Consider the following 15,994-nt stretch of genomic DNA (forward strand, 5'->3'; position numbering starts at 1 on the left):
GGCGCGGCTGGTCAGGATGATCGGCACCCGCGCGCCCAGCACGATGCCCGCGGCGTCGGCGCCGGCCAGGAAGGTCAGGCTCTTGGCGAGCATATTGCCGGCCTCCAGGTCCGGCACCAGCAAGACATTGGCACGCCCCGCCACGGGCGAATCGATCTTCTTGATCCGCGCCGCATCCAGGTTGATCGCATTGTCCAGGGCAAGCGGCCCGTCGACCACCGCGCCGGTGATCTGGTGGCGGTCGACCATCTTGCACAGCGCGGCGGCATCGATCGTCGATGGCACCTTCGGGTTGACCGTCTCCATCGCCGACAGGATCGCCACGCGCACCTCCTCGACCCGTAATGCGTGGGCCAGGTCGATCGCGTTCTGCAGAATGTCAGCCTTCTCGGCCAGCGTCGGGGCAATATTGACGGCGGCGTCGGTGATGATCAGGGCGTCCTCGTGCCCTGGCACGTCCATCACGAAGCAGTGACTGACGCGCCGGGCGGTGCGCAAGCCGCTGTCGCCCTTGACCACGGCTCCCATCAGCTCGTCGGTATGCAAGCTGCCCTTCATCAGGGCCTCGGCCTTGCCTTCGCGCACTAGCTGCACGGCGGCCGCCGCTGCCGCATGGCTATGATCGGCATCGACGATCGGGTATTCGCGGATGTCGAGACCGGCTGCGCGCGCAGCGTCCTCGATGCGCGAGCGTGGCCCGACCAGGATCGGCGCGATCAGGCCCAGCCGTGCGGCCTCCACCGCGCCTTCGAGCGAAGACTGGTCGCACGGATGCACCACCGCGGTAGGCGTGGGCGGCATCGTCTTGCAGAAATCGATCAGACGCTGGTACTTCTCATGCTTGGCGTTCACGGTTTGCTCCTGCATCAGGGTCATTGGTGTCGGTCGCCGGCGATGCAGGCGACCCACGGCGCGCTAGAACGCGCGCTTCAGGACGGCCGTGCCGCCCACGCGTCCCGGCTTGGCGCTAAGTAGCGTGCGGATCTGCTCAAGCATTGCCGCCTGCTCAGCGGTGGGCGTGGCGCCAAGCAGGCGCTCATCGGTACGCAGCTTCTCCGCCAACGCCTGCAGCCGCTGCCGGTCGGCCTGATGCCTGAGCAGTACCGGCAGGGTCTGAAGCGCCTGCTCGGGCGCGTACCGCGCGATCAGTTCCTGCTGACCGCGGATCTTGCGCCAGGCGTCGGGCGCCAGTTCCGGCAGCAGATCCGCATAGTCCGTCACCAGTTCCTTGCGCAACTCTAGCCTGGACAGCGGCAGTGGTTCGCCCTTTCGGCTCAGCAGGCAGGCGAGCCGGGCGATGGCCTCGGCGTATCCGCCACGCCCAACTGCGGCCAGCGCCGTCTTGACTTCCGGCAGGTCCTGCGGGGCGGTAGCGGCCGATGTGCCCGCGCGGGCGGGAGGCTCGCTCCCTGACAGGAACGGGAACAGGTTGGCGTACACGTTGAAGAATGTGTACTCAGTCATGGCATCGCGCACGGCCCGGTAGGCGTCCAATCCCGCGCTGAGGATTTCCGCCCCCGCTTGTTCCTGCTGCCGCAGCGGATGGTCCGGGTCCAGCGCCTGCCGGCTGGACCTGACCGCGTCGGCCGCGGGCTTCAACCATGCCATCCACGGGTTCAGGTCCGAAAATAGCCAGTTCTGCATGCGCAGCGGATGGAATTCGCGCAGCACCCGCGCTGTCATCTCATTGGACACCGCTTGGACGTAAGGCTGCGCAAAAAGCTCGTAGGCGCGCTGCGTGAAGTCCGACAGGTTGGCGACCGTCTCGAACGGCTTCTCGTCGACGCGATCAAAGCGGTTAAGCCTGCTGGCGATCTCCTCGAGCGAGTGCTCCTCAAACTCGACCTCATAGTCCACGCCAGCGCTGCCCTTGCGCTCATGGATGACCATGCCGTAGAGCCCCGGCGGCAGCAATTCGATGCTCTTGAGCACCGAGACGATCTGCGCGTGCTCCTTCTTCGCGACCGTGCCGGAGACGAAGATGCCGAGATGGCCGACGCTGCGGTGCAACATGCCGACGATCACCTGGCCGCGAGCCTTGATCTCCTCGGTACTGCCATAGATATCCACCACCCAATTGAATGCCTGCTGTGGCGGGGTAATATTGTCGCCCATCGAGGCAAACAGCACGATAGGCGAGCGGATCTCGCGTAGATCGAACGCCTTGCCGCCGGCGTTCTTGACGTCACCGTCCCAGAGCTTGTTGCCGACGAACAGGTTGCGCGTGATCCATTCGATCTCCTCGCGGTTCATCAGGTAGTAGCCGCCCCACCAGCGCTCGAATTCCAGAAAGCGCGGCGGTTCGGTATCGGCCTTCTTGTACAGGTTGTAGTACTTGTCCCAGAGACTGTTGGCCGGATTCAGGTTCTCGAAATTCTGCACCAACCAGGCGCCGTCAAACTTGCCGTTGCCCAGATCCGCCGTGTACGAAGCCAACCAAGTGCCGCCCAGGAGCCCGCCGGAATAACGCATCGGATTGTCGCCTTCACCCGCGCTCCAGGCACCACTCCAGTACGACATCGGTGCGCCATTGATCACGATCGGCCCGGCGTCGTCCGGGTCCGAGGCCCCAAGCATCATCGCGGCCCACCCCCCCTGGCAATTGCCGACGATCGCTGGTTTGGCGCTGTGCGGATGCAGCGCGCGCACTTTTCTGATGAACTGTTGCTCGGCCTCGCACACGTCCAGCAGGGTCTGCCCCGGCTCGGGGTCGCGGAAGAAGATGACGAAATACACCGGATGGCCGGCACGCATCGCCACGCCCACCTGCGAGTCGTCCTTGAAACCGCCGATGCCGGGGCCATGGCCGGCGCGGGGATCGATGATGACATAGGGGCGACGGCTATCGTCGATCGTCACGCCATCGGGCGGTGTAATTTTCAACAGGGCATAGTTGACGGGCCGTTGGAACTGGCGCCCGTCCAAAACGGTCTCGTAGCCAAAATGCAGGACCGGCTTGAGCCCCTGCATGGCATTTTCGACAAAGTTGTTGCCCCGTTGCCTAAGCGTGTCCCAGAACAGAATGGCACGCTGCATGCCGTCGATGGCATATGCATAGCCGCTCATCGGATCCATGCCGGCCATCGGCGTGGGCGGGCCGGCGCTCGGATCCCCAACGGCCTGCTGGACGCGTCCACGATAGGCCTCCTGCGCAATCTTCAGGCGCCTTTGCAGCACCATGCCGGTCTTCAGGCCAACTTCACGCGCGTGAACCAGTTGCTTTGCTGCATCCATGTCGATCTCCGCTGGAAATTCTGTGACAGAAGAGCCAAGGGGGGCCGGGGGCGGTTCGCCGTGGCGAAATACCGAATTGGCTGCGCCCCCGACTGCGGACGCCAGGATGGGAGCCCGGGCTTGGCTCGTCCTGGCTCCGGTGCTGCTACTTGCCCGCGGCCGGCTGCACCGACACCGCAACGGCCTCGGTATAGACTGCTTCGACCCGATCGCCCTTCTTGATGCCCTTAAGACGGTCTGGATCCCCCACCACGAGGTCCACCGTGCGCCCTTTCGGCCCCTTCAGGGTCACGGTCTTGGCGCTGGTATTGACCGCTACAACGTCCGCCGTGACGGTCACTTCCCGGCCGACTGTGCCACCTGGCTTTGCTCCCGGCGCAGCACGGTCCGAGGTCTCGCGCTCGTGCATTGCGAGCGGCCCCTTATCCTTCTTGAGGCTCATGGTCAGGGCTTCTTTGTACTCTATCGTGACGGTATCGCCGACCTTGAGCTGTTCGAAATTCCTCGCCTCCGGTCCCACGACTAGGTCCGTGGTCTTGCCGTCGGCGGATTTGAGCGAAACCGTTCGCGTCGGCGCATCGATCTTGACGATCTTGGCGGTGAGCTTTGCCGTGCCGGTCGCTGTCGCCTGTCCGGGTGACTGCGTAATATCCACGCGGGTTTCGGTTTGCCCCCACGCAGAAGCGCTAGCCGCTACCAACACCGCAGCGGCCAGCAATGACATGCGTTTCATGGTGTATCCCCTGATCAGACTTGCGTTGCACTCATTCAGAGTGTTCTATGCGCCCCTCGCTTCAGCTGAAGCGCTCTCTCATTATGAGAGCCGTGATCTTGTGACTTTTCCAAAACATATCGTGAATACGCCTCCGTAGCTTGTCCAGGGTGTCATTGTCGAGGGTATCGAAGGTCAGCCGCACGGCAGGCCTGGTGCCGTCGCCTTCCATGTGTTCGATGCTGGTGTATTCCGGGAATCCGTACTTCACCAGGAAGGCGCCGATTTCCTCATCAGTGGTTTTAGCGTCGAGGTTCCCAAGCAAGAGAATAGACATGACTCACCTTCGGTTTAGGCCAAATATCGGAAAATGCCGTCGACATCATCGCTCGACGGCAGGCAGGCAAGCAGCGTGCGTGTCACGGCGTCACCTCGGTCCAGCCCGGCCCCGGGTCGAATGACCGGATCGCCACGGCCTTGGCTGCGCTATCCGGTCCAAGATCACGCTCAAAGACTCGCCCATCGTGGCTGACCATGAAGCTCTTGATGCCGGTGTCGCCGTAGCGAACCGGCCACGCGATCACCGCAAATCCACCGAAGAGCTTGCCATTCACGAGATAGTCATACTTGCCACCCGGAGCATGGCTTCCCTGCGAGGTAAGCAGCTTGTAGCGATAACCGTAGTAGCCTCCCTGGCCCCTGCTACGCATGCCGGCCTCAAGGAACGCTGGTCCCAGCGGGCTTTGCGCCTCGCCGGGCTTGGTTGGCCAGTACAGGCCGTCGTGCTTGCCGGGCGAGCTGACGAGCTTCGCCGCGTACACCGACATACCCTGCGTCTTCTGGGCCATCTGCGTGTACTCATTCTGCGCATCGCAAACGGCCAGCAAGGTCTGCATCACCGCCAGCTCGTTGCTGCCGATGCGGCGCAACTGCATTTCGGCAACGCCGGCGCGGGTATCGAAATGCCATCCCTTGGCCGTTTTCACCAGTGGAATCGGCAAGGTCCAGCCGTCATTGCCGGCCGCAATCCGAGCGCGGTTGCCCCCTTCGGGGCGAATGGCATGCGATTGGCTCCAGGCCTCAAGGAAGCGGTAGCGAATCTCTGCGCCAACCGGAGGGATCAGTTCGTGATAATTGGCACCAAGCAGGGACTTCATCGCATCGTCGTCGCTGGTGGCAACCGCCTCGCCAAATGCGTTCATAGCAGCCTCGGGCGAGCTGAAGTTTTTCTGCGCATGAGCTGGGGCGATCCCCAAGGTCAATAGCGCCAGCACCATGGCGATGGCGCTGCCCCAGGCGCAAGACCGGGACCGAGGAAGTCGTTGTATCGAGTCCATGATCGCATCCCCCAAGATTAGCGCCTACCGCCGCCACGCCCACCACCACCGCCTCCGCCACGGCCGCCTCCGCCTGCGAATCCGCCGCCGCCGTGACCACCGCCGCCTCCTCTGGCCGCACCGCTTTGGCGGTGTCCAGAAGACTGCATGCTGGATCGGCCCCGGTCAAAGTCACGTTGGGCCGCGGCGCCACCCCCGCCTACGCCCTGGAACGCGTTCTCCCGACCGCCGCCCGCGCCGCCGCCACGCCCGCTCCCGGCACGATTCGACACGCCGCCGCGGTCTCCGGCACCACTGCGGTCGCCGCGCCCTCCGCGATCGGCCACAGACGCCCGGTCCGCCCCCCCACGCCCTCCGCGATCGGCCGCAGACGCCCGGTCCGAGCTGCCCCGACCGCCATCGCGACCACGGTAATCATTGCGCCTGTCGGAACCGGCGGAACTCCTGCCACCAAACTTCTCACGCGAAGCGTTATCCCGGTACGCCACGCCTTTCCGATGCGAGGCATCGTGCTGCCATCGTCCACCCCCCTGCACCTTGGTGCGGTCAAAGTTCCGGTCGATATTGGCAGCCTTGTTGACGTTGATGTTCACGTCGCCGCCACCCCAGTTGCAGTTGCCGAAGATGGCCCCGGCAGCGGCTAGGCCGACGCCCCATGCAAAGCCAGTGGCCAGCGCTGCGCCCGGATAGTAGGCAGGATATGGTGGCCAGTAGTAAGGTGGATAGGCGGGAGAGCTCCAGGCGCCGTAGACAACGGTCGGATTGTAGGCCGGCACGTAAATGACCTCCGGGTTCGCGGGCTCAATCCGCACAACAGTCTGGCTGGGCTGCCCCTGGACCGGAGCCGGAGGCGACTCCACGATCACGTTCTGTTGCTCGTTCGACTTGAGGTTCCCCGATTGCTGCGCTCGCGACCGCAGCCGCTGCACCGCCGCCAGCACATCCTTCTCCTGGGCGAGGAAGGCATCGCCCAGCTTTTGCGTCCAGTCGAGCTTGTCGTTCATCGGCTCAAGCGCCTGGGGAAACGCCACTAGCGACTTCACGCTGACATCCCAGGGCTGGCTCTCGACCGCCTTCAGGGCGGCATCGCCTTTCACTTTCGGATTGGCCTTGACCCAGCGTGCAGCCTGCACGATCTCGAGCGGATACGTGGAGGCCATCAGGACCTGGGACAGCACCGAATCGGGGTAGAGGGCGATGGGCGCGACCAGTGCCTCGAGTTCTTCAGGCTTGAAGGGAGCCGGCTGGTCCGACGCAGCTTGCGCATACGCGTTAAAGGCGATCAGCGTCAGACTGGCGAACAGCCATGCTCCGACATGACGGAACATATGTATAAGCCAACGATTCATCCCCCATCCTCCCAGTGGCCGTTTGCCGGTTACCCCCGCGGACCTGGAGACCCCATTGGCACAATCGTTCATGAACACGGCAACTTCCGGCTAACGAACCGGTGAACGCTGGCGCCTGGATGAAGTAAGCCTGATAAGTTGGTGGCTGATGTTGCCCAGGCGGATCCCGGCACAGGGCTCGACAAGTTCCTGTTTCCTACGAAGCCTGGACTACAGTTCCAAAGGGAAGTCGGCCGCAAACATTGTGTACCGTACGCACTTTGCGCCCAATCTAGCCGCAACCGTCACGCAAGCTGACATGAAATTTTTCAGAAGGAGAAATAAGAAAAATATGCGTGATCCATCGTCGACTGGGGTTGCCCCGTTTCATCGGACACCCATTACGCGGTAGGAATGCCCATTACTGAGCACCCCCCGCACAGATCCCGGCGTGCCCAATTCGGGCACCGGGCTCCTACCTCGGGTGTTTGACGGCGAAACGCTGATCGGGCCATGGATGGAGGATTCGAGGTTGCGGGAGCCAAGCATCTGCGAGCCGGTTCATTCGCTCCCATGTCATTGCGTCCTTTTGGCTGCGTCGCCGGAGCGTGCGCCGCCATATGTCAGTGACGTGATAGCGGAATGCGCCAAGCACTCGCGAGTTTGTGGGTACAGCGTGATATGCGAAGTAGTCCGCATGGCCGGACCGCGCTTCCGCCCGCCTCGCCCCGGTGGCCGCGGCGATGACCTGGGCTCCTGGCTTGGGGGTCACGGCAGTAGCCGGCCGGTACAAGCCGTAGGTCAGTACGCCGTTCTCCGCCACTTCGAACAGAGAGGCGGGCGACATGAGTCGGCGCATAAGGTAGCCCAAAGCGAACTAGCGGACGCGGTGACCATGGGTCGCGCAGAGCTGCGAAGCGCGCTGCGGTACTATGAAGCGTTGCCCTTGGGTAAAGGCTAAGGGCCAAATGTTCGCAGCTGGATTGCGTCACATTGAGTCGTTTAACCGCGGTCGCCGAATATCTCCGAGCCCGTACAACTCGCACGCGACAACCTATGGGAGTAGAGCCATGGTCGCAGTCAAACACGAGGATCTTTCTATGGCCTTCGACTTCGTTAGCTACGCGGCGCCGATGGAGCACAACGCGTATGTCTCGCTCGATACGGGCAGAGTCTATTGGACCTCTGATTCCAATGACGCGTTCGACGAGGATATTCCTGACGACCTTGAAACTTCCGACCGATACCTTGCGATACCACATAAGAACGATCTCGATCTTGGAAGAACTCTCGCCTTACGCTTTGTCGCACAAGAGCTGCCTGCGTGTTACGACCAGGTCGAAGGATTTTTCCAACGGCAAGGGGCTTACTCGCGCTTCAAGGATTTGCTGCGGCGCGAGGGCGTTCTCGAGGTCTGGTATACGTTTGAAGCCGACTCTGTCGAAAGAGCGCTGAGACAATGGTGTGCCGAGAACGGTCTTGAGATTCTTGAAGCGTGACGGGCCGGTTAGTCAGGCCAAAAAACGTTTGGCCGCACAGGTTCTCCTTCGGGAATTCAGGCGCCTGACGAAAAGCGTCTTTCATGACATCTTGAGGTGGCCTGGAGCGGTGATCGTGAATTTCACAGACAGTTGCCGCCGGATTCAGCCACTCACGTTTCCAGCGAGGCGAAAAGACATCGAGGGGATTCAGAGCGAGGCACTCGAAGCAGAATGAAAGGCCGCGTCGGTCGGACACCCACGCTGCTGGTGTTTTGGATCGCCACTAGTCTGTCGACGTTAACGTGAGTCAGAGCTGCGAGACGGGCAAGCACCAGTTCATCAACCGGCGGAAACAGCAGCCATCCACAGCGGGGCAAGTAGGGGAATGCCCCAGGCTGCTACGATCCATTGACCGGCTTCTGGCGGTCGACGTCTATTGCCAGGGCTTCAAGATCGATGGCTCGAAGGTGGAGATTGCAGCCATACATCCGGCCTCATATGCGGGAGTTGGCCGCCGGCCGCCATGCCGAAGTCTTCCCTGGCGCCCATTGCGTCAGCGACGGCAAATGGGTCACTTTCTAGAAGGACGAGGAAGAAGTCTGGGCGTGCAATGCCGTGTATGCCGCTGCGCATTTCGACTCTTCTAACGAGTCGAACGCTTGCGCGTCGATGGCCGACTGAGGTGCCGGCGGCGCTCGCACCCTGCCCTTCTCTCCCAATCAAACATACCACCCCAGCAACCAGCAAAATTTTGGTGTACGGGCGTTATGTTCAAATAGCCGCCGCATGGCCTGCCCTCAGGTGAAGGCATCTGCCAAGGCGCAACTGAACTTTATGAATGAGCCGGCTCCTCATGCGCAGCACGGAGCGCCAAGCGCATTGCCATCGCTCTGATGGATAGCCGAGAGATTGCTAAGTACGGGATTCCCGGTCGGAGACAGCGTGCGATAGAGTTGGGGCGGATTCAAGTGAGCCTTGCTGAACAAGACCGCTCGCGAATTGTGGCACAGCGTACCGAGCTTGCCCAGACCGACAGCCGATGCAAAGGTAACGCGAGCAGCGGCGATTTAGGTACAGTCAGTGACCGGTATGCCAATCTTCGACCGTCAGTTGCGCGACGCGGGCGAATTCCCGGATATTGTGTGTCACGAGAATCAGGTTACGCGCTCTCGCCTGCCCCGCAATCAAGACGTCATAAGGGCCGATCGGCGTACCGACGGCCGCCAGCTGCGCGCGAATCTCTCCGGCATGCTGAGCGTCCTCGGCATCAAACGGTACCACCTCGAACTGCAAAGCTTCGATGCGTGCTAGGTTCGCAGCCGCCCGCTGACTCTTGTAGGCACCATAGAACAGCTCATGGGCAACGATTGACGGCAGCCCGAAATCGGACGGCAGGTGCGCACGCAGTCGTTCAAGCATGGTTGGCTCTCCCTTGAGCATCGCTATCACTGCGTTGGCATCGAGCAGATATTTCATTCGAACACATCCAGTCCAGGACGCTCCTGTCCAGCAGGTTGGGTGACCGCTGCCGACTCGAAATCGGCATCAACCGGTCCGATCAGCGGGCTCAGCCATGCCCAGTCTTGCGGGACAGGTTCCAGGATCACCGCAGCCCCGTGCCGACGGATACGGACTTCCGTACTGTCAAACCGGAAATCCTTGGGCAGCCGTACGGCCTGGGAGCCACCATGGCGGAAGATTTTGGCGAATTCCATTTCACCCTCTATATGTATCTACAAAACATAGATATATTATACGACCGCAGTCGCCGATTCAACCGCTCTGGCCATATGCGGCGTTCGAGTCCCTTTGGAACCTTAAGTATTCGTGTGCCGCAGAAGCCCTTTCCTTGCGGCCTTCCTCGCGTTCAGGCAAACGATGCGCCATGGCGGTGACGCCCTCGAGTTTTGTCGAGCCCATCAGTATGAAAAGCCCGCCCTAATGCCTGTCCGGAGTGGTGCGCGACGGTGCTCTCGGGGTCGCACGCTGGTCAAGGCAGGATTTACGGGACAGGCGGGAATAAGCGCCCGTTATCGGACCTTATCGGCCCGCCGCCGCTTCCCTGCGGCCTCAGCGAGCAGCCCCTAACCATTGTTGACCCTCGGGGCAGCCCAACGGCAGTAGCTGGCAACTTCGGTCACTGGCAGTGTACTGATTGGACGACGAGTTGGCCGGGACGCAGACGTCCGTCAGCCCTGAGCGAGCGACTGCTGCAGGCGCAGACGGACATAGGAGCGGCACTCGGCTGCGTCAAGATTGCCGGACTGCTGAAGGAGATCGACGGGTGGACCGGCTTCACCCGCGATTTTTCTTACCAAAGACGGGTGAGCTGGTGGTCGGTCAATTGGAAACCGCGATTGAGCTTTTTGTGCTCAACAGCGAGGCCCTTGTGCTGCAATACTGTCCGATTTCTGAAGCGTGCCACACTGGAGCCCCACGGCCCCGGTCCGCCCGGGGCTGAGTCCGGCCAGCGCCTTAAGCCAGCTTCAGGTTCACATTCTTGGTGTACGTAAACTCCAGCAACTCGGCAAAGCATTCCTCACGGCCTATGCCCGACTGCTTCACGCCGCCGAAAGGCGCACCCATGAAGTGCTGGCTGGAGTTGTTGATCCACACATAGCCCGTGTGCATGCGTTTGGCTGCACGATGCGCCGTGTTCAGGCTTTGCGTCCAGATCGAGCCAGTCAGGCCAAACTCCACGCCATTGACCTGCTCGAACAACGCGTCTTCGTCGCTCCACTTGAAAACCGACATGATGGGGCCGAACACTTCTTCCTGAGCCAAACGCATGTGCGGCTTCATGTCGGCGAACACAGTAGCTTCGTAGAAGAAGCCGTCCTTCAGAGCAGGGGCGTCCGGCTGCTTGCCACCGCACACCAGCCGTCCGCCATCTTCCAGACCCTTAGCCACATAGCCCTGCACTTTTTCCAGTTGTGCACGGCTGACGAGCGAGCCCATCGTGGTCTCGGGGTCTGTCGGGATCCCGGGCTTGTGGCGCTCCGGCAGCAACTGGACGATTTTCTCCAGTACCTGGTCATGGATGGACTCATGCAGAAAGACGCGGCTAGTGGAGCCGCAGCTCTGACCCGACCAAGTGAAGTTCATACCTCCCAGGATGCCGTTCACAAGTTTGTCGAGATCCGCATCGGGGTAGGCAATCAGCGCGTTCTTTCCGCCAAGTTCCAGTAGTACAGGCTTGAGGTTGTCCGAAGCGGTCTTCATGACGGCGCGGCCTGTGGGCACTCCGCCAATCAGCGTGATCTTGCGCACCAGCGGGTGTCGTGCCATGGCGTCGCCGCATTCACGACCGCCGCACAAGAAATTCGCAACACCGGCCGGAAAGATATCGCCCACCAGTTCGGCTAGCCGCAGGATGGACAGCGGCGCCTGGTCGGGCGACTTCACCACCACGGTGTTGCCGGCCGCCAGCGGCGCGGCAAGGCGTGCAGCGGCAAACATGAGTGGGTGGTTATACGCCACGATACGGGCGATAACGCCTAGCGGCTCCTGCATGGTGTAGTTCAGGTTGCCGTCGCCCATGGGGATGGTCTCCCCTTTGATTTCCGTGGCCAGGCCTGCGAAGTACTCCAGACAGTCGGCAGCAAAGGCCGCGTCCATGGCCAGAGCCGACACCGGATTGCCATTGTTGAGCGAGTCCAGCAGCGCCAGCGGCTTGGCATGCTCGCGCAACACCGCGGCGGCCTTGCGCAGGTAGCGCCCCCGCTCAACGGGTGGCGTGGCGGCCCAGGCTGGAAAAGCTGCATGGGCCGCCTGCACCGCGGCGGCCACATCGGCCTCATCGGCAAGCGGCGCAGTGGTAATGGTCTCGTTGTAAGCCGGGTTGATGGTCTCGGCGTAGCCGCCCGCCTTGGGGGTGTGCCACGCACCGCCGTAGTACAGTTCGCGTCGCGTCGGCAAGACGCCAGGGGGAATTTCGTGTGCGCGCATAGGTTCTGTGTCCTCAACAATAGAAATGCCGGGCGCCGGAGCGCAATCAGTCCTTCGACCGCGTCAGGCCCGCCGTCATGGCCGGGCTGTAGCCGGTTTGCACCACCACGTCGACCACCACGGTCTCGCCCTTCTTGACTGCTGCGATGGCATCGCGCAGGACTTCTTCCAGTTCGGCGGCGTCCTCGACTGGGCCGATGCCGGTAAGCCCCTGGCCGCGCGCCATCATGGCGAGGTCGGGCGGTGGGTCGCTGATGCGCTGGCCTATCCAGCGGTTCTCAATCGGCCGCTTGCGCTGGCGCGCGACGCGCTCCTGGTGCACCTCGTCGTTGAAGAATGAACGGTTGTTGCACACCACCATCAACATTGGGATGCGTGCATTGGCGGCCGTCCAGAGCGCGTTGACGCCCATCATGTAGTCACCGTCGCCGATCACCGCGACCGGTAGACGGTCGCTGCCTTTGAGGGCCAGCGCAGAGCCTATCGACATGCCGGGGCCCGAGCCAATGCCCCCGCCGCCGTCGTACCCTAGAAAGTCCAATGGGTGCCGGAAGTCCCACATCTCGCCACTCCAACTCAACGGCAGGCGCATCAGGCAAACCTCTTGCTCACCAACGGCGCGCTTTAAGGTGGCCGCCAGCGTGGTCACCGTAATGTTGCTACCGCTGGTGGCGCCTGGCACGGGCAGCGTCACTGAGACCGGGGGAAGCGGCCGTTTGGCGGGCGCCGGCGTCTCGCGCGGCTTGACGTGCTGGTTCAACAAGGCCACGGCCGGCTCAGGCTCGCACAACATGAAGACATCGACCGGCGGCAGGCCCTGGTGGTCCATGCTCCAGCCATTGTGGCTGTAGTGGTCCACGGAGACCTGGATGATCTTGCTGCCGACGGGCTTGTCTCCCCAGGCCTGCTTCAGCGTTCCTGAAAGATCCAGCCAGTCCAGGCTGAGCACCACGTCGGCTTCGCGCAAGACTGCCTGTGCATTAGCTGTGAGGAAGGCACCGCTGGGCGCTGCGTGCAGCGGGTGGTCGGTCGGAAAGGCCGCGCCGACACGCAGGTCGGTCAGCACTTCAGCGTTCAGAGTTTCGGCCAGCTGGATGCGCTGCTCCCAGCCTTCGACGTCCCGGGACACGCGGCCCATCAGGATCACCGGGCGGCTGGCTTCTGACAGAAGCGCTGCCGCCTGCGCCACGATGTCATCCGAAGGCCGGGCCGGCGGCGGCGCGAGATAGCGCGCCGGCTCGGGAATCGCCGGCCGCTCAGCCAGCCTCGATTCCTGCAGTGCCGCATCAAAACAGACGTAGACCGGGCCCTTGGGTGCGGTGGTGGCAATCTGGCGGCCCCGCAGAAGCGCTTCGTGCGCGGACGGAATCGAAGCCGGCTGCGCATCCCACTTGATAAAGTGGCGCACCAGCGCGGCCTGGTCCTGCGCCGTATGAATCCAGTCGATCCACGGCCGGCGCTTGTTCGCGTCGACCGGTCCGGTGGCACCCAGCACAATGACCGGCACGCGATCCACCCAGGCATCGAAAATAGCCATGGAGCCGTGCATCAGCCCGACATTGCTGTGCACAATGGCCACCAGCGGCTTGCCAGTAACTTTGGTGTAGCCGTGCGCGATGGCCACCGCATGCTCTTCATGGAGCACCACCATCATCTGCGGCTTTTCATTGCCCAGGTGGTTCACGATACTGTCATGCAGGCCGCGAAAACTTGCGCCAGGATTGAGCAGCACATAGGGGATGTTCATCGCGCGCAGCATGTCGGCAATCGCGTCACTGGCCCAGACGGCTTCATCCGGTTCGGAAGGCGTGGGAATATCGCGGCGCACGGAGGGACCGGAGGGAACGTTCATGGAAACTCCCAGGTGAAAATGAAAAGAAGAGAATTATTCGGGCTTGATGTTTGCGGCCCTGATCACCTCTGCCCAGCGCTTCTGGTCGCTGGCGATCAGCCTGGTGAATTCGAGGGGCGTGCTGGTTTCCGCATAGATGCCCTGCTCGGCCAGCTTGCCCTGTACATCGGGTAGCGCCAGCGAGCGGCGCAACTCAGCATTGAGCTTGTTGATGATCGCCGGTGGCGTCCTGGCTGGGGCAACCATGCCGATCCAGATATCGCTTTCGAAATTGGGAAGAGTCTCGGCAATCGTCGGCACCTTTGGCAGCAGCTCGACGCGCTTCGCGCCACTGGTACCAAGTGCGCGCAGCCTGCCGCTGCGGATGTGCGGCAGGGCTGAATTGATCGGGCAGAACATCATGTCCACGTTGCCACCCAACAAATCCACAAGCGCGGGGGCCGAGCCTTTGTATGGGATCTGGGTGATGCGGGTTCCTGTCATGGACTTGAAGACTTCCGCCGCCATGTGCTGCGGGCTGCCCGAGCCGGCGGACGCATAGGAAAGCTTGTCGGGGTTGGCTTTGGCCAGCGCGATCAATTCGGCGACCGAAGTTGCCGCCACCTTGCCTGGCGACACCACCAGCACCATGGGCACGCGACCCAGCAGGGCGATGCCCGTCAGGTCCCGGCTCACCTCAAACGGCAGCCTGGGATACAGAACCGGGTTAACCGCCACGGTCTGATTGGGTGCAACGGCGATGCTGTAGCCGTCGCCTTCGGCCTTGGCTATGAAATCGGTGGCGATATTGCCTGCGGCACCCGGCTTGTTTTCAACGATGACGGGCTGGCCAAAAGACTCGGACATTTTCTGCGCCAGGATTCGGGCAAGCACGTCATTGGATCCGCCGGGCGGAAGCGGCACGACGATGTGGATGGGCTTGGTCGGGTAGGTCTGCGCCGAGGCAGGTACGCCAATGATCACGGTGGCAAGGCAAAGGGCAAGCATCCCTGTGCCGGGATTGAATTTCATGTCTTGTCTCCTGTATTTACTGCGGGTGGGGCCCTGTCAGGTTGCGGGCCCTTTCACGTTAGAGCGCGTGCAGTAAAGAAGCAGCAATCGCTCTTCCACGTCACCGCATTCCGGCATTTTTGTTATCGTCAGTAGCGCCGTCGGCTGGTGTTTCCTGTTTTCGTGATTCGTGCGTGACCTTTATGAGTTCCTCTCGAAAAGCCTTTGCTTACGGTTCGAGAGCGATGTGGGCATCAGTAATAGACGCGCCGGTGTTGGCAGCAAGCGACACGCACCGGCACGCGCCCAGGTCAGCGTCCGTCCATGGCGCCGGTGCGCTGCACCCGCATCTTCCAAAGCGCCCATGGACGTTCGATTTGCGTTTCGATATTCCGGCAGGCAGTATCGGCTTCGCCCTGGCTGAGGTAAGTCACTTCGCCAAGCCGCATAGCGCCCACCTGTAGCTGCGCATTCACTTCTGCGTAGACCGCTCGGTAGACGGCGTGCTTGAGCGTGGGACCGACGACGGTGGAACCATGGCCCCGCATCAAAACAAACGACGCCTCGCCAAGCTTCTGCGCAAGCGCAGCGCCAAGCTTGCCATCGCGGATCAGCAGGTCGGTCGCGTCGCCGGCAGTTTCGCGAATCTCGAAGATCGGTGTTCCAGCGCCCAGGAAACCGCTCATATGGCATACGGGCCTGAAGGGGGTGTTCTTGACGACGCTGAATGGAAGTACGGTAGGCGAGTGGCTATGCACGATGGCGTGCACGTCGGGTCGGGCCCTGTAGATCTCGCCATGGATGAATCGCTCCAGGTAGATGGCGCGCCCCCCCGCGTTGACTGGAGACCCGTCCAGCTTGAACTCCACAATGTCGTCTGGCGTAACAGTGGCGGGTGCCATGTTCCTCGCCAGCAGAAACCGGCCTGGATCCTTGTCGTGCCGGACGCTGACGTGGCCAAAGGCATCGACAATGCCCTGATCGAACAAGATGTGATTGGCGCACACCAGGTCTTCGATCAACGTGTCGCTTGCGGAGCCGGAAGGACGATCGAGATCTTCAGCGTAGTCGACGCTGCTGCCGGGATTGGTATGGGAGTTGCACATGGAGGG

General features: G+C 62.1%; 13 protein-coding genes. 1 reads left to right on the forward strand and 12 read right to left on the reverse strand.

Going from position 1 to position 15,994, the window contains the following annotated elements:
* The 6 genes from CF68_RS01725 to CF68_RS01750 all read right to left on the reverse strand — a co-directional run.
* On the reverse strand, positions 1-876 hold an 876-nt coding region (locus CF68_RS01725), incomplete at its 3' end, for a phosphate acetyltransferase (protein ID WP_255351069.1).
* Positions 877-915: 39 nt separating this feature from the next.
* Positions 916-3,234 (reverse strand): DUF3141 domain-containing protein, encoded by a 2,319-nt coding sequence (locus CF68_RS01730; protein ID WP_035815614.1) that lies wholly within the window; start codon positions 3,232-3,234, stop codon positions 916-918.
* A 145-nt stretch (positions 3,235-3,379) separates the two neighbouring features.
* On the reverse strand, positions 3,380-3,967 hold the full coding sequence (locus CF68_RS01735; protein WP_013959533.1) for a DUF1344 domain-containing protein: 588 nt from the start codon (positions 3,965-3,967) through the stop codon (positions 3,380-3,382).
* Between the two features lie 61 nt (positions 3,968-4,028).
* Positions 4,029-4,283: a hypothetical protein gene (locus CF68_RS01740; RefSeq protein WP_035815616.1), complete on the reverse strand. Its 255-nt coding sequence runs from the start codon at positions 4,281-4,283 to the stop codon at positions 4,029-4,031.
* 82 nt (positions 4,284-4,365) lie between these two features.
* Positions 4,366-5,283: a DUF2950 domain-containing protein gene (locus CF68_RS01745; protein ID WP_035815667.1), complete on the reverse strand. Its 918-nt coding sequence runs from the start codon at positions 5,281-5,283 to the stop codon at positions 4,366-4,368.
* Positions 5,284-5,300: 17 nt separating this feature from the next.
* The gene (locus tag CF68_RS01750) at positions 5,301-6,632 is read right to left on the reverse strand and encodes a DUF3300 domain-containing protein (protein ID WP_035815617.1); all 1,332 of its coding nucleotides are present in this window, start codon (positions 6,630-6,632) and stop codon (positions 5,301-5,303) included.
* A gap of 1,049 nt (positions 6,633-7,681) precedes the next feature.
* Between CF68_RS01750 and CF68_RS01755 the strand changes: the two genes are divergently transcribed.
* Positions 7,682-8,110: a hypothetical protein gene (locus CF68_RS01755; protein WP_035815618.1), complete on the forward strand. Its 429-nt coding sequence runs from the start codon at positions 7,682-7,684 to the stop codon at positions 8,108-8,110.
* Between the two features lie 1,059 nt (positions 8,111-9,169).
* Here CF68_RS01755 and CF68_RS01760 read toward each other — a convergent pair.
* The 6 genes from CF68_RS01760 to CF68_RS01780 form a co-directional block, all read right to left on the reverse strand.
* Positions 9,170-9,568: a type II toxin-antitoxin system VapC family toxin gene (locus CF68_RS01760; protein WP_022538166.1), complete on the reverse strand. Its 399-nt coding sequence runs from the start codon at positions 9,566-9,568 to the stop codon at positions 9,170-9,172.
* The gene (locus CF68_RS35900; RefSeq protein ID WP_084186989.1) at positions 9,565-9,807 is read right to left on the reverse strand and encodes an antitoxin; all 243 of its coding nucleotides are present in this window, start codon (positions 9,805-9,807) and stop codon (positions 9,565-9,567) included. The genes CF68_RS01760 and CF68_RS35900 overlap by 4 nt, the downstream gene beginning before the upstream one ends.
* Positions 9,808-10,567: 760 nt before the next feature.
* The gene (locus CF68_RS01765; RefSeq protein WP_035815621.1) at positions 10,568-12,040 is read right to left on the reverse strand and encodes an aldehyde dehydrogenase family protein; all 1,473 of its coding nucleotides are present in this window, start codon (positions 12,038-12,040) and stop codon (positions 10,568-10,570) included.
* Between the two features lie 46 nt (positions 12,041-12,086).
* The gene (locus CF68_RS01770) at positions 12,087-13,892 is read right to left on the reverse strand and encodes a thiamine pyrophosphate-binding protein (RefSeq protein WP_051591354.1); all 1,806 of its coding nucleotides are present in this window, start codon (positions 13,890-13,892) and stop codon (positions 12,087-12,089) included.
* 33 nt (positions 13,893-13,925) lie between these two features.
* On the reverse strand, positions 13,926-14,903 hold the full coding sequence (locus CF68_RS01775) for a tripartite tricarboxylate transporter substrate binding protein (RefSeq protein ID WP_035815623.1): 978 nt from the start codon (positions 14,901-14,903) through the stop codon (positions 13,926-13,928).
* A gap of 290 nt (positions 14,904-15,193) precedes the next feature.
* Complete coding sequence (locus tag CF68_RS01780) at positions 15,194-15,988, reverse strand: class II aldolase/adducin family protein (RefSeq protein ID WP_035815625.1); 795 nt, start codon at positions 15,986-15,988, stop codon at positions 15,194-15,196.
* Between the last annotated feature and the right edge of the window lie 6 nt (positions 15,989-15,994).

The organism is Cupriavidus sp. SK-4, assembly GCF_000611125.1.
GTDB classification, from domain to species: Bacteria; Pseudomonadota; Gammaproteobacteria; order Burkholderiales; family Burkholderiaceae; genus Cupriavidus; species Cupriavidus necator.